The sequence below is a fragment of the Siphonobacter sp. SORGH_AS_0500 genome, assembly GCF_031453245.1.
Classification (GTDB): Bacteria; Bacteroidota; Bacteroidia; order Cytophagales; family Spirosomataceae; genus Siphonobacter.
Map to the genome: position 1 here is coordinate 3,309,764 of NZ_JAVIYT010000001.1, position 15,312 is coordinate 3,325,075.

Genomic DNA, 15,312 nt, shown 5'->3' on the forward strand with positions numbered 1-15,312 from the left:
AAACTTACAAATTCAATAACATTTGCTTGATAACCGCCTGAGCCGCCCAAACCCGGTTACCCGCTTCGTGAATTACAATCGACGCAGGTGAATCCAGCACGGCATCGTCTACTACAATATTCCGGCGAACGGGCAGACAGTGCATGAACTTGGCATCATTGGTCAGAGCCATTTTTTCCTGTGTAATCTTCCAGGCGGGATCACTGTTCAGGATTTTGCCGTAATCTTCATAAGAAGACCAGTTTTTCGCGTAGATGAAGTCCGCCCCTTCAAAGGCCTCGCGTTGATTCTGAGTTACCAAAGCATTACCTGAGAATTCAGGAGCCAGAGCATAGCCTTCAGGATGGGTAATCACAAAATCCACATCCGCTGCGTTCATCCATTCCGCAAAGGAGTTAGGAACGGCCTGAGGCAAAGCTTTTACGTGCGGAGCCCAGGTTAATACCACTTTGGGACGAGCTACTTTCTTGTATTCTTCAATGGTAATCAAATCGGTCAGTGACTGCAACGGGTGACGCGTGGCCGACTCCAGGCTCAAGATAGGCACACCTGCATATTTCACAAACTGCTTAATTACCTCTTCACCGTAATCCTTCGCCCGATCCGTTAAAGATGGAAAACTCCGAACCCCGATGATGTCGCAATACTGAGCCACTACCGCCGCTGCTTCTTTGATGTGTTCGGCTTTATTTCCGTTCATGATGGCTCCATCCTCGAACTCCAGACCCCAGGAATCTGACGTCACATTCATTACCATCACCTTCATCCCCAGGTTTTCAGCCGCTTTCTGCGTGCTGAGGCGGGTACGAAGACTGGCATTAAAGAACAGTAATCCAATGGTTTTGTGGTGTCCTAACTGTTCATCCGCAAAGGGATTCTGTTTCAGACGAAGAGCTTCCTGCACCAATCCCGGCAGGTCAGGAACATCATGTACGGAAAGAAATTGTTTCATAGGATTAGTTTACAGTTTTCAGTTTGCGGTTTTCAATTTCGCCTACTAATAACTGTTCTTTAAAAGACTAAAGCTGAGAGCATTCTGTTTACAGTTATTGTTTGAACCAACAACTGTAAACAGAAAACAATAAACTGAAAACTATTAGGCTGTTACCGCAATGACTTGCTCGAGAGCTTCGAGGAAGCGATCGCTTTCGGTTTGACCGATGGCCAAACTTGGTAATAAGCGTAAGGTATGTTTACCTGCGTAACCGCAGAAAATTTTATGGTCGAATAAAAGCGTATCGCGAATCTTGTCTACGGGTTGTTCGAACTCAATGCCAATCATGAGTCCACGGCCACGAAGTTCCTTAATACCGCCGATTCCTTTGAGTTGCTCAAACAGGTAATCGCCCTGCTTAGCTGCATTCTCAATCAGATTTTCATTTTTCATGATATCGAGAACCGCTACCGCTGCTGCACAAGCCAGGTGGTTGCCACCAAACGTCGTTCCCAGCATGCCGAATTTCGCATGAAACTTAGGGGAAATCAGAACGCTACCAATGGGGAAACCATTACCCATGCCTTTAGCCGTCGTAATCAGATCAGGGTCAACGCCTGTGAACTGATGCGAGAAAAACTTACCGCTACGACCGTAGCCACACTGAACCGAATCCAGAATTAATACCGAGCCAAACTGATCGCAAAGTTGACGAGCCGCCTGAAGAAACTCAGTCGAAGTAACTTTAATACCGCCCACGCCCTGAATTCCTTCCACAATTACCGCACAGATTTCTTCGCTCATGGCCGCTTTTAAAGCTTCCACGTCGTTGAAAGGAATGAAGGTAACGTGTGAATTATCGTTAATGGGAGCAACAATAGAAGGATTGTCCGTAACCGCTACGGCCCCTGAAGTACGTCCGTGAAACGCTCCTTTAAAAGCGATTACTTTTTTACGTCCATTATAAAAAGAAGCTAACTTCAGGGCGTTCTCGTTGGCTTCCGCACCCGAGTTTACCAGGAAAAGCGAGTAATCTGGATAGCCTGAAAGTTCACCGAGTTTCTGTCCTAATTCTTTTTGAATGGGAATTTGAACGGAGTTAGAGTAAAACCCGATTTGTGAAAGCTGACGATTGATTGCCTCCACGTAGTAAGGGTGTGAATGGCCTACGGAAATAACCGCGTGACCACCGTATAAGTCCAGGTATTGATCCCCTTTTTTATCCCAGAGGTAGCTTCCCTGAGCTTTCACAGGCTCAATATCATAGAGCGGATAGACGTTGAATGGATTCATGAAATGCTGTGTTTGGGGTTTGATTCGGTTTGAGGTTTGATCTAGTTTGAGAGGTTTGAAAAGTTTGAGTTCCTTGGTATCTTCCTTAAACTCAACCAAACGGTCAAACGTCATCAAACTTTATTGAACCCAATCAAACGCTTCATTAAAAACCAACTGATTTTAATTTCAGACCGGTTTTCTCGTCCAGTCCAAATAATAAGTTCATGTTCTGAACCGCCTGACCGGAAGCTCCTTTGGTCAGGTTGTCGATAATACTGGTAATAAGCAGGTTACCTTCTGCCACTTCCAGATGAACGATGCCTTTGTTAGTATTTACCACCTGCTTGACATCAATGCTGGCATCACTTACGTGTGTGAAGGGATGCGGGGCATAATAGGATTTATAAAGCTCCTTAGCCTCTTCCAGCGTTCCGGCATAAGGCGTATAAACGTTCGCCATGATGCCCCGTGTGAAGTTACCCCGGTAGGGAATGAAGTTAATGGCCTGTGAGAAATCCGGCTGACCTTTCCTCAATACCATTCCGATTTCGGTCAGGTGCTGGTGGGTGAAGGCTTTATAAATACTGATGTTATTATTCCGCCAGCTAAAATGGCTCGTGGCACTCAGGGATTGTCCCGCTCCAGTGCTGCCCGTTACTGCCGAAATGTGAACATCATTCGTCAATAAACCCGACTGAGCCAATGGTAACAAAGCCAGCTCAATGCTCGTAGCAAAACATCCGGGATTCGCAATTTTCTGAGCCTGACGGATGGTATCTCTTTGTAATTCAGGTAACCCATACACAAATCCGTTGGATTCATCTCGAAAATCCGTACTTAAGTCAATGACTTTCAGATTCTCAAACGCGGGATTTGCCGCCAGAAATTTCTTCGATTCGCCGTGTCCAGAACACAGGAAAACCACATCTATATCGGTATGAAATTCCTCTGAAAAGGTAAGATCTGTATCTCCGAATAAGTCTGTATGCGTAGAAGCGACGGGTTTCCCTGCCTGACTCTTCGAATGAGCATACACGATCTCTGCTTCAGGATGATGGATTAAAATACGAAGCAACTCACCACCCGTGTAGCCCGCCGCTCCAATGATACCAACTTTCATTTTATAGTTGTGGGTTGTAGGTTGTCAGTTATTAGTAGTTAAAACAAATTCTATCAACTAATGACTAACAACCCACAACTCCATTTTAGTCGTTCAACTCAGTGATTTTACGGTGAATCATGGTCTGATTCGAAGCAATTTTCGAGAAGCCGCGAACGTCATCACCCGACCAGGCATTGTTCATTTCACCGTAACTACCAAAGACATTACTCATCAGATCAAACGGTGAGGTAATACCCGTTACGAAGAAACGGTAAGGCTGTAACTGCACCTGTACCTGACCCGTTACGTGTTGCTGAGTGCTTTCGAGGAACGTTTCCACGTCCCGCATGGCTGGTTCCAGGAACTGGCCTTTGTGCAACAGGCTACCGTACTGACCCGACAGTTGTTCCTTGAAGAAAATCTGCTGCTCGGTTAATACGTGCTTTTCAAGTAAGTGGTGTGCTTTAATAATAATCAGCGGAGCGGCGGCTTCAAAACCCACCCGTCCTTTAATACCAATGATGGTGTCGCCCACGTGAATGTCACGACCTACCGCAAACGGAGCCGCTACGTCCTGTAATTTACGGATCGCATCTACTGGGTTTTCGAAGCTTTCGCCATTTACCCCTTTCAGCTCACCGGCTACGAAATCAAGCGTTACCGTTTCTGTATCCTGACGCTGTAATTGCGTAGGCCAGGCTTCTTCGGGTAAAAATCCGTCTGAGGTTAATGTTTCTTTACCTCCTACTGACGTTCCCCATAATCCTTTATTGATCGAATAGGTCGTCTTCGTCCAGTCGCGTACGACTCCTTTAGCTTTCAGGTATTCAATTTCCGCTTCACGGCTTAAGCGTAAGTCGCGAATGGGCGTAATGATCTCTACTTCAGGAACAACGATGCGGAACACCATATCAAAGCGAACCTGATCGTTACCCGCACCCGTACTTCCGTGAGCAACGGCCTTTGCTCCAATTTGCTTGGCATACTCAGCTACTGCCAGAGCCTGGAATACCCGCTCGGCACTTACCGACAGCGGATACGTATTGTTCTTCAGTACGTTCCCAAAAACGAGATACTTCAGGCAGTTTTCGTAATAGTCATTCACGACGTCGAGCGTGGCGTGGCTGGCTACCCCCAATTCATAGGCATTGCGTTCTACCTGCTGTAAATCTGCCTGGGTAAATCCGCCAGTATCTACTAATACGGAATGAACTTCATAGCCCTGATCGTCCGACAGGTATTTCACACAAAAAGAGGTGTCAAGACCACCACTGTACGCCAATACAACTTTGGGTTTACTCATGGAATTTGGTTGAGTGCGGATTCGAAAATGCGATTTCTGGAGGTTACGCCTATGATTTCCGGTCCTGGTTATGTTCAATCAATAAATACTTATAAAAAAGCGGGAAGGAATCTCTCCCACCCGCCAAAATTATACGACAACGTACAACCATTAACTATTCAACAGTTAACGATTTGTGAATAACTAATGAACGGGTTCTTCGATTTCTTCTTTCTCGTGGTGCCTTAACAAAAGCCGTTGTTTGATTTTATTCCAACGCTCATAGATTTTAGCGTTTTTCAGGAAATTCCACTTCGGCTTTTTCTCTTTTTCTTTTTCCCAGGAAGGATCGAACATCATCCCCGTGCAAAGACAATGCTTCCGACCCGTACGGCTCAGCACATCGAAGTTTACGCAGGAGGAACACCCTTTCCAGAAGGCATCATCTACGGGTAACTCACTGAACGTAGTAGGCTTATAACCCAGTTCGGAGTTAATTTTCATCACGGCCAGGCTCGTGGTAATACCAATAATTCTGGCGTTGGGGTATTTATGACGGGATAGCTCAAAAGCCTTTTCCTTAATCATCTTTGCCAGACCACTTTTCCGGTGATCAGGATGGACGATCAAACCTGAGTTTGCCACGAATTTACCGTGATCCCAGGTTTCTATGTAACAGAAACCTACCCACTCGCCGCGACGCGACATAGCGACAATAGCTTTCCCTTCTTCCATTTTACGACGAAGGTACTCAGGCGAGCGTTTGGCAATGCCTGTGCCGCGTTGCTTGGCACTTTCTTCCATGTGCCAGCAAATTTCTTCGGCAAGGTACAGATGCTCTTTCGAGGCAATCTGGACTTTATATTCGTTCATTTGATTACTTAAAACAGGAACTTGTGTTGAATGAAAGTACACTGGCTAATGGTCAGGTAGCCTTGCTTAACGACTCATACAACCCTAAAAGGAAGAAAATAGTGTGCCGGAATGGCCAGAAATCACAGGCGTACCGGCCTCCGTCGTTCAGGCCTGAAGAAGGGCCGACGCGGTGGCAGGATACTAAAGAAAGGCTCGATAATGGCCTGTGAATTCATTTTCTTTTGGAGATAATTTTGAAAACGTCGCAAAGTTTAGAAAAACGAAAGCGTTCTTGCAAACTTTGTACATTTTTTTTCTTTACATTAGTTATACTTGTCAGATCATGAAGACCTTTATATGTTTAACGGAGCCCATGAAATTTTTGTTCCGAGCTTATGACTAATCTTACCGCGGATGATCTGCTTTATGGATATATGAGTGGGATTTTTCCCATGGCGGACTCAGACGGTACACTTTACTGGTACTCGCCTGAACCCCGAGCCATTATTCCTATTGACACCTACAAACCCGCCAAATCCTTACGCCCCATTCTTAATAAAAAGACCTTTGAAATTCGTATCAACCATGACTTTGAAGGGGTAATGCGGGGTTGTGCCCGCATTCGCGTAGGCGAAGACAGTACCTGGATTTCCGAAGAGATCATTACGGCTTACACTGAATTATATGAGATGGGTTATGCCCACTCCGTCGAAGCGTATGTAGACGATGAGCTGGCCGGTGGCTTATATGGCGTAGCGATTGGTGGGGCTTTCTACGGGGAATCCATGTTCTATAATGATCCCTAATGCGTCTAAAGTAGCTTTTCATTACTTAATCGAAAGACTGCGGGAAAGGCAATATTACCTACTCGATACGCAGTTTATTAACGATAACGTGAAACGATACGGAGCCATCGAGATTCCAAGGGCAGAGTACATGTTCCGCTTACGCATTGCTCTTCAACAACGGTGCCAGTTTGCGGATGTTTCTCCCCATCCATTGCCATATCCTTTTCCGGCGATTATCAAGCACAAGAGCTAGCGTAAACCAGCGGAAAAAAGCTGGTTGGGCTAAGCCAAGAATACCGCTGGCAGCGAAAAAGCTGGTAGCGGTATTCTCAATCTGCAATTCAATAACAATAAAAAGCTACCAGCTTTTTTGCTGGTAGCACGTATTAAAACAACAGAAATGCCGCTGGCAGCAGCATCCTCAACCCTGCACCTCAATAACAATAAAAAGCTGGCAACACGTATTAAATTAAAACAACAAGAATGGCATTGCTCGCATGCATTTGAATTCCTGAATTAATTCCGTCGGTTCACATCACTACCGCCCGATTTCCGAATACCAACTTCTTTCGCATTCCCGGAATAGTTGATATCGCTTCCTCCGCTGGCTTCCGCAGTGATCTCCTCATCTGCATGTACGTGAGCGTCGGAACCACCAGAAGCTTTCACCCGCACAATACCCGCTTTGAACCCTGAGGCTTTAATATCCGAACCGCCACTGGCTACGGCTTCAAAAACTCCCGCACTTCCTTTCAGATATGCGTCCGAACCTCCACCGGCAGTTATTACCAGGTGTTCGGCTTTCAGCTCAACTTTTGCATCAGAGCCGCCGCTTAAATCCATCGTTAAGTCTTTTACGCTCCACTGGTTTTGAGAATAGACATCTGACCCTCCGCCAGCTCTAAGTTTCTCCAGGGTTTTAAAGGAAATATAAGCCTTCACTGAACGACCAGACCCACCCCAGCTTCCCCAAGGTCTATTGCGGTCAATTTTCAGCATGAGTGTGCCGTCCTTAATCTCTGTAATGACTTCCTTCTCTTCGTAGCCTTTCACTTCGAGTTTCAAAGAGTTACTGTTTCCCTGAGTCAGGTATAGGTCAATGCCACTATTAGCCTGAATGGCAGTAAAATTGCCTACCGAGCGAGCTTGCTGCCAGTTTTGAGCTTGCAAAGCTCCCGTTATTCCCAGTACCAGAGCAATAGATAATAAGGCTTTCTTCATAAGTTGAATGAATTATTTTTAGTAAAGATGCATACTCGGATTTTTTCGTTGCATGACCTATCTTTTCTCATAGGATAATTCCCTCCATTTCAGTCTTCTTCGGAACCATAAGTCCTGATTTTCGATATAACTGAGCCTGTAGTTCTAAAGCAGCTTTCTGAGCTTGCAATTCCCGATAAGATAAATGGTTGATAGTATCCCCAAGAAGATGATACACCTTATAAAACATTTCCCGAAGAGGCAGTTGATGATATTCTCCACCCATAAAGCTATTCATCGAACGTTTTAATTCCTCCGTTCTAATTCCATCGAAAATTCCATTTTTTTTAAACTCCTCAAATTGACTCATTAATCCAGGTTCTGCCTTTTTATATTCTTCGTGATAATAGTTAAAGTTAATGGACGTATCTTCTAAACTATTCATCAGAAAAGGCATAATAAATTCGGCATCTTTAGTAGCCTCGGCCAGAAAATCTTCTTTGATTTTCTTCACCTTAAAAAAGTTACGATAGTGCTGTTTAAAGTTTTCAGATTCGTCAGAATTGTGTTTAGAGACATACCAGTAAATCTCGGCATCCAATTGATTTAATTGAGCCGTGTCTATCTCCTGCTCTTTAGTGAGTTGATGGATCCAGCTCTCTGCTCCTTCTTTTTTGTATTTCTTTCCATCAAAATCAAAAGATATTACATCGATTTCACCCGACTGTATGGATTTCAAAACCTCTATATCTTTAGCATTAGCCAAAATTCGATCTTTTAGAAGCATCGCTTCCTGGTTCATTAGACTATTCCAGGGTCGTAAACTTTCGGGTTCGGTCTCTAAATCAAAATTTCCGATAAGCCGTTGACTGTAGAAATCTTCGAAAATAGCTGGCAAAGCATATTCTTGCTCGTTTTCCTCTATTTTATCTAATAAGGCTTGAGAACTAACGATTTGTACTTCCGATTTAAATTCAACCTGATTATATAGTTGTTCAGTAAAATACAACTGCCAATGTTTAGAATTTGTAAACACATTCCAGGCAGAATCTTCTACATTAACAGCATCGACATTGATACTTCTTAGATTCTCCTCACGCTCTTCCTGACTTGGGTGAGAGGCCCATTGATTTTTGTAAACTACTCTACTGGTTTGGTGTGACGCTAAATACTGATCTGTTATTACTGGTAAATCGTTACTGAACGTAAGGTTATGTTTGGCAACCATGTACTTAATAATTGTTGTCTGCCCCTCATATATATTATCAATTTTTTGATTATCATCCACCAACTGACTACACCAACTCAGCGTTGAATTGAATGCAATTTCTGCAAAATCAGCTCTTCGTAAGGCGTGAATAGTAATGTCACTGCCAGCTACACTTGCCGCAACCGCATCGGCATGAAATTCCATTTCACGCGATAGACTTAATTGTTTCTTATTAATAGAGACGTAAAAAAACTGCAAAACACTCATAATCTGCCTGATAAGCAGCGTCGAAAGAGAAGCTGCAATACTGCCAGCCCAGTGACTGGCTGAAATAACTTCTGCCGTTTTACTCCAGGATTCATTTTCATAAAGCATATTATAAATAACCCTGTTTGACTGATACACGTAACTCCCCAGTTTCATACTACGCTGAGAGAAATGTCCAAATTCATGAGCTAGTACGGCCTTCAGCTCACTTAAAGACAATCCATTAACCAAACCTACACCGATGAGTAAATTTTTACGAATAGGAAAGAACATACTCCAGAAACTGGAATCGTAAAAAACAGCAGCATTAACATTATGCGATAGGAATATTTTTTTGGGCTTTGGTGCTTTAGTATCTTCGGCTATTTGATAAATAAATTTGTATAGATCAGGTTCGTCTTCTTCGCTTATTTCAATAAGCTCAGATGTATCTTCTTTTTTTATGGCAAACATAAATTTGATTAGAAAGAAGATAGTTAATAAACCAAACCCTACTAATCCCAGACCTAAAATAAAGACTCCCGAATAAGAAAATTTCGAGAAAAGTAATATCCCTACAAAGCCACAAGCTATTGTCAGAGCAATAGAGGCCAGAAACAAAACTATATATACTATAATGAAGGTAATAATAGAAGTAGTTACCGTTTTTACTTGCCTCTTGTAAGCGTTTGAAGGTTCTGTTAAGGTTGGAGAAATACCCTTGGGAGACGGTGGATAAATAAATTGATTGGACATCAGAATTAGGAGTTAGGTTATAACACCTAATAAAGCAAAGACTGTATTCTTTAGCAAATTCAATGATAGTACGCCTGGTTTCTTAATAAAAAATAGCCCCCACTACGAGTAGCGGGGGCCTGTTCGAGTTTTGGTTAAGAGAAAGCCGCAATAGCTTAAAAGAGAGTAATTTAGGCAGTAATCTTACTTGACTTTTAAGTTTCGAGAAGGGGAAAACCTTACTAATACCTTCCCGAAATTTAATTTATGAAACTAGTTTGAATGTACAAAATTGGAAGTGACTTACTTCGTCATAACCACCGTTCCGTTGACTACATAGGTAGCCTTGTCGGTTTTCAGATTATATACTTTATTAACCGAACGAACCGCAGATTGTGTCGTAAAGACATCGTATTTTTTGAATGTGTTGGTTTCGGCATCGCGGTAATACAGGGCATCGCCTACCCGAACTTCACTCATCTTTTTTACTCCATTTTCCGTTAAAACAGGGTGATTGGCTGTAGCTTCCAGGGTAACTGTTTCCCAATTTGTCGTAGCAGATGCCGTTACTTTAGTGGCTGCATCGACCAGGGTTAATCGGGTTAAGTCAAAAGTCTGATCAGCGTGAACCGTAAGTTCCTCAACAGTAGCTATTTCTGAAGACTTGGTTACGGAGTCATAACTTTGTACCTGATCACCAGTAGTAACCTCCGAGATGGCTTTTGTTGTGCCGTTGGCTAAGGTTACCAAAGCCTCCGCGGGAAAACAATATTCAATTTTCTCCCCTTCCTGAGCCGCCGCCGGTGCACCACCCACGCCCGATTTCGTCAACACAAAAGCAATACAGGATGCCATACCTTTCATGGCATCTTCTCCGTATTTCAACTCATCAATGTATTTTCCCCAAACGTCGCCCGCAGCATCGGGACTGGGTAAGGGAAACTGACGAAGCTTACCATCTTTGGGCGTTGTATAAATGGCATACATTCCCAATTCGGCCATTTTCTCAGTTTCAAATAATTTATAGAGATATACCCGACGTTCGGTACCGTCTGAAAACTTAAATACGAAAGGATCTCCTACGCGATCCAGTATGAAATTCCCAGCCTTTACGTAGGTGTCTTTTTCCAGATTCTTTACGGCAATTTTCTTGGCCGCGTCAAATTCAGCAGAGGTAATCGGACGTTTCTCAGCATCTTGAGCCCAGCTATTTAAAGAAACTAAAGCGGCAACTCCCAGCGTCAGGAAAATTTTCTTCATAAGACTACATTTGAAGCGTTATCAGTATTACGTTAGTTCGTTAATCGTCTGATTGAACGAATTATTAATTCATTATCCCGCCGAAACCCGTTTGTGTAACAAGTCAACCGCGTAACGGGCTGATTCAAACGCTCCAGCCATCCAGGCGGGCAGGTTACTGGCGTGTTCGCCAGCAAAGTAAATGTCATCGTCATTTTTCGTCATGGTGGCATATAACCGCTGACGATTGGCCTCAGAATAAATACCCCAGCCGCCCTGTGAATACGGGATTTTATGCCAGGCTAGTGAAAAGGCATTTTCAAATTCATCCTTATACTGCGGGTGAATTTTTGAACCCTGCTCAAAGGCCAGTTTCTGCCGATCCGCAATGGATAACTCTCCCACCTTTTTTGCCAGACCGTGGAAGTTATACATGCCTTTCAGTACGCCCTTCTCTCCTAACATGCCATGGGCCGGGTAGAAAATCTGGGTAATATCCATATTGGTTTTGGTAATTCCACCGAAGATTTTGTCATCTTCTTCCCAAAAGCGGCGTTTAAACTGCATTCCGATTTTGCAGGTTTCCATGTAAGGTACGAAGTCGGCTACCCGTTGTACTTCACCGGAGAGATCAGATGGAATTTTTCGAAGGATCGGTAAGGGTAAGGTGCAAATGCAATAATCGCCCTTCATTTCTTGTTTCTGCCCGCTTTTCTTATCCTGGTACACAATGCGTACGCCAGGATTGGTTTTGCGAATTTCCAGAATCTCGCAGGAACGTTTAATCTTCTCTCCCAATACTTTCTCAAAAGCCTTGGGAATCATATCCATACCACCCACGGGTTGAAGGAGAACGGGTTGCTGATTAAACGTATATTCGCCTACATTGGCAAAAGCCGGATGCGTTAACCCTGACTCTACGATGTCTTTCAGAGCATAAGGCTGAGCAATTTTGCCACTCTGCAAGCCCGCTCCCGGAGCCATTTCATAGCCATGACGCTCCGAGCCTTTATACTTTTTGTTAATATCTAAATCTCCTTCTTCGCGTAACCAGGCTACATAGCGATCAACGTCTTCTTTAGACATCTCCAGATCCAGAGCGTTTTGATCAATGGCTTTGGCTACTAACTCGGTCAGGTAACCCCGCATATCGGCGTGAATTTCACGAGCTCTCACCCGCTTATTCGCTAAAGCTCCACGGTTACTTTCAGAATATTGATACCCCGCTTCATTGAGATTGCCGAAAATTTCTACGGGTATTTTTAGTTCTCTACAATACTGAACTGTTAACTGATGATGATGTGGAATCCGGGCAGCCCCGGCATTTAGATAGTATCCTTCATCAAATTTGCAAACCTGTTTTTCCCCTCCAATCTCCGTCTCCGTCGTTCCCTTCCGTATGGTCCAGATCCGACCACCTACCCGTTCGCGGGCTTCCAGCAAGACACACTCATACCCCAATTTGCCCAACTCATAGGCCGCCGACATACCAGCCAGGCCAGCACCGAGAATAACAACCTTTTTGCCGTTGGGTTTTTCGTTACGAGGTAAGTTAAATGCCTGGGCAGGAGCACCTGAAAGAAAGCCCAAAGCAACCATAGCCAGGTAACTGTTACCTGACTTTTCAATAAAATCTCTTCTGGTCATATGGGGAAAGAAAGCGGTTGGTCAGGTTTTTAAAATAGAACCTGCCCGGTATGATCCAACTAAACTAATCAATTGCTCATTACTAGTTTGTATCATACCGGGCAACGTGCAACCCAACAAACTTAATTAAGAAACTACCTTCGTGAACGCGTCTGTGAAGGCTTTCATTTCATCCATTGTACCGATGGACACCCGGCACCAGTGTTGTCCGTCAAAGAACCAGTTCCGTACCATTACGCCTTCCTGCATCAGTTTACCCGTAAGCTCCGTGCCCTTCATGTTTACTGGGAAGAGCATAAAGTTGGCGTAGGATGGGATGACTTTATAACCTGCTTTTTTGAGGAAATCAGCCGTATATTTTCTCGATTCCGTCGTCTTGGCTAATACCATTTTAGAGTTTTCCGTATCCGCGAAGGCCGCCTGTGCTGCCATAAGCGTGGGAAGTGATACGCCAAAGCCATTCATGGTGTATTTTGAAATATCCTGTAATAATTCAGGTTTGCCAATTGCATAACCCAAACGCATCCCTGCAAAAGCGTAAAGTTTAGACATCGTGCGAAGAACGATTACGTTTTTACCTTCCTTCACTTTATCTACCATACAATCCGTTTTAGGATCATTGGCATAGTCGATGTAGGCTTCATCCACCAATACCGGAACTTTAGGAGAAACTTCATCAATGAACTTCCGCAGTTTATCGGCAGGAAGCAGGTTACCGGTGGGGTTATTAGGATTACAGATATAGACCAGGCTGTGTTTCGCTGGATCTACCTTCTTCGCCATTGCGTCCAGATCGTATTGATAATCGGGCGTCAGCTTCACCTTGTCCATCGGAAACTTCTCGTCGTTGCCCGAAATATAGCAGGGATCTCCCACCATGATCGTTCCCTTAGAACCGAAGTGCATCAGACTGGCATTCAGTAACTCTGTGGAACCACATCCTAATTTGATGTAGCTTTTAGAAGGACCGCCCCAGCCGCCGCCACCCGAAGGATTTTGTGGCATCGGAATTCCATCTTTCTCCGAAATGACTTTATACAAATCCATAGAAGCACGACCCGCATAACGGTTGGCTTCAGTGAGTGAGTTATTGACGGCTTCTTTCGTTTTTACAGAAAGTCCCCAGGGATTTTCATTCGCACTTAAACGAGCTTTTACTGCTGCAGGAGGCATAGCATCCGCTAACATAGCTGCCCGAAACTCATGGGACAGATCCATGTAAAGTTCCTGACGAGCCGCTGGGTCTGCATAAGCTTTTTGCAGAAGAGTAGGCAAGGCGGTCGCTCCTACTGTAAGAGCCGCTGAGTTTTTAAGCCAATTACGACGATTCATCTTTTCGTAACAGTTTGATGGTTTGTGGTATGCGTGCGACCTAGAATGGGACTTATTAGAAAGATGGAGTAGAAAATTCCAACATTAGCAGAGTTAATAAAAAAATATTTTCCTTTCCGAGCATAAAAATAGGGATTATTTGGCCATCCACCAAACATCAGTTTACATCTATTTTTTACATTTTTACAATTTAAACGTCAAATAACTCATTTTTAGAAACCTATTATTTGTCATTTATTAATTTTTCATCCACAATTAGTAATTTTTTAAACCTATAATATTCAAATATCTAATCTATACTAACTCTACATAGATTGCCGACCAATTTTTTACCTTTGTGGGCAGTATGAAGCCTATTCTTGTTATTAAATTCGGCACAGCCAGTATCACCAAAGCCAATGGTGAGATTAATGAAGCAACGATTCTTGAAATTGCCCGGCAAGCCGCTCAGTTACACGATCAGTACCGCATCGTTCTGGTATCCTCGGGTGCCGTGGGTGCAGGTAAAGCTTATCTGAAGGAATACCGAGGCGAGTTAACGCAACGCAAAGCCGCTGCGGCTATTGGCAATCCGCTTCTGTTAGGATTATACGCCAAGTATTTTGGAGCCTTCGGAATCCCGGTAGCCCAAAACCTGTGCGAACGCAGTCACTTCGCGAATCGACCGCAGTTTCTTCAATTAAAAGAGACCTACGAAACGCTCTGGGAAAACGGCGTGATTCCTATCGCTAACGAAAATGACGTGGTATCGGATCTGGAGCTAAAGTTCTCGGATAACGATGAACTAGCCACACTCCTAGCTGCTGGCCTGGGGGCAGATACCTTGTTATTCAGCACATCCGTTGGAGGCTTACTGGATAAAGAAAACAACATCGTCCCACGCGTCGAGCGAATTGATGAAAATATTCTCGGCATGGCCGATACGTCCAAATCTGCCGTGGGTTTAGGGGGTATGGTTTCAAAGTTAAGCTTTGCCAAACGTGCCGTTCGGATGGGCATTCGGGTGGTCATCTTTGGGATTCATACGCCGGAAGGCATTTTGAATGCCTTAAAAGAAGAAACCGGAACCGTCTTTACACCCGATAAGGTTTCTCTGAAAGCCCGGCAAAAATGGCTGGGAACCGCCAGCTTGGTAAGGGGACAATTGAAAGTAGACGATGGGGCCGTCAAGGCTTTATTATCCCGACGCAGCTTATTAGCCGTGGGTATTGCGGAAGTGATGGGCGACTTTGACCGTGGCGAAGTAATCGAAATTACCGATGAAAGCGGCCAGATCATTGCCGTTGCTAAGGCCCGGGAGTCTTCCTATACGGTTTCCCAGAATCTGAAAACCCAGAACTTTGCTGTCGCTCACGCCGACGATATCGTATTACTGTAGTTTTCTATTTGCTGTTTTCAATGGGATTAATCGGTATGAAACGAGCGGTTAAACTCTTTCTGCGGAACAAACAGTAAACGGCAAACTTG

11 protein-coding genes and 1 pseudogene are annotated in these 15,312 nt (G+C 44.1%); 2 read left to right on the forward strand and 10 right to left on the reverse strand.

The genetic code is table 11. The features are described from left to right. Window positions 1–4 precede the first annotated feature (4 nt). The 5 genes from QE357_RS14180 to QE357_RS14200 form a co-directional block, all read right to left on the reverse strand. Window positions 5–952, reverse strand: a complete 948-nt coding sequence (locus tag QE357_RS14180) for an N-acetylornithine carbamoyltransferase (RefSeq protein ID WP_309708608.1) — start codon at window positions 950–952, stop codon at window positions 5–7. Window positions 953–1,096: 144 nt separating this feature from the next. Then, window positions 1,097–2,227 carry an aminotransferase class III-fold pyridoxal phosphate-dependent enzyme gene (locus QE357_RS14185; RefSeq protein WP_309708610.1) on the reverse strand — a complete coding sequence of 377 codons (1,131 nt, stop codon included), beginning with the start codon at window positions 2,225–2,227 and terminating at the stop codon, window positions 1,097–1,099. A gap of 145 nt (window positions 2,228–2,372) precedes the next feature. Continuing rightward, the gene (gene argC / locus QE357_RS14190) at window positions 2,373–3,329 is read right to left on the reverse strand and encodes an N-acetyl-gamma-glutamyl-phosphate reductase (RefSeq protein WP_198555152.1); all 957 of its coding nucleotides are present in this window, start codon (window positions 3,327–3,329) and stop codon (window positions 2,373–2,375) included. Window positions 3,330–3,414: 85 nt separating this feature from the next. Then, a complete protein-coding gene (gene argG / locus QE357_RS14195; protein WP_106635758.1) occupies window positions 3,415–4,614 on the reverse strand; it encodes an argininosuccinate synthase in 1,200 nt (399 codons plus the stop codon). A 183-nt stretch (window positions 4,615–4,797) separates the two neighbouring features. Further along, the gene (locus QE357_RS14200) at window positions 4,798–5,466 is read right to left on the reverse strand and encodes a GNAT family N-acetyltransferase (RefSeq protein ID WP_106635757.1); all 669 of its coding nucleotides are present in this window, start codon (window positions 5,464–5,466) and stop codon (window positions 4,798–4,800) included. Window positions 5,467–5,843: 377 nt separating this feature from the next. On the opposite strand from QE357_RS14200, the pseudogene aat reads away from it, so the two are divergent. Beyond that, window positions 5,844–6,489: pseudogene (gene aat, locus QE357_RS14205) on the forward strand (leucyl/phenylalanyl-tRNA--protein transferase). 263 nt (window positions 6,490–6,752) lie between these two features. Here the strand turns inward: aat and QE357_RS14210 are convergent. The 5 genes from QE357_RS14210 to QE357_RS14230 form a co-directional block, all read right to left on the reverse strand. Further along, window positions 6,753–7,457: a head GIN domain-containing protein gene (locus QE357_RS14210; RefSeq protein WP_309708618.1), complete on the reverse strand. Its 705-nt coding sequence runs from the start codon at window positions 7,455–7,457 to the stop codon at window positions 6,753–6,755. A gap of 67 nt (window positions 7,458–7,524) precedes the next feature. Beyond that, complete coding sequence (locus QE357_RS14215) at window positions 7,525–9,648, reverse strand: M48 family metallopeptidase (RefSeq protein ID WP_309708621.1); 2,124 nt, start codon at window positions 9,646–9,648, stop codon at window positions 7,525–7,527. 282 nt (window positions 9,649–9,930) lie between these two features. Next, window positions 9,931–10,887 carry a hypothetical protein gene (locus tag QE357_RS14220; protein ID WP_309708623.1) on the reverse strand — a complete coding sequence of 319 codons (957 nt, stop codon included), beginning with the start codon at window positions 10,885–10,887 and terminating at the stop codon, window positions 9,931–9,933. A gap of 72 nt (window positions 10,888–10,959) precedes the next feature. Next, on the reverse strand, window positions 10,960–12,513 hold the full coding sequence (locus QE357_RS14225; RefSeq protein ID WP_307143504.1) for a flavin monoamine oxidase family protein: 1,554 nt from the start codon (window positions 12,511–12,513) through the stop codon (window positions 10,960–10,962). A 126-nt stretch (window positions 12,514–12,639) separates the two neighbouring features. After that, window positions 12,640–13,845 carry a histidinol-phosphate transaminase gene (locus QE357_RS14230; RefSeq protein WP_106635750.1) on the reverse strand — a complete coding sequence of 402 codons (1,206 nt, stop codon included), beginning with the start codon at window positions 13,843–13,845 and terminating at the stop codon, window positions 12,640–12,642. Window positions 13,846–14,191: 346 nt separating this feature from the next. Here QE357_RS14230 and proB point away from each other — a divergent pair, with 346 nt between their 5' ends. Continuing rightward, window positions 14,192–15,223 (forward strand): glutamate 5-kinase, encoded by a 1,032-nt coding sequence (gene proB / locus QE357_RS14235; RefSeq protein WP_309708630.1) that lies wholly within the window; start codon window positions 14,192–14,194, stop codon window positions 15,221–15,223. Window positions 15,224–15,312: the final 89 nt, after the last annotated feature.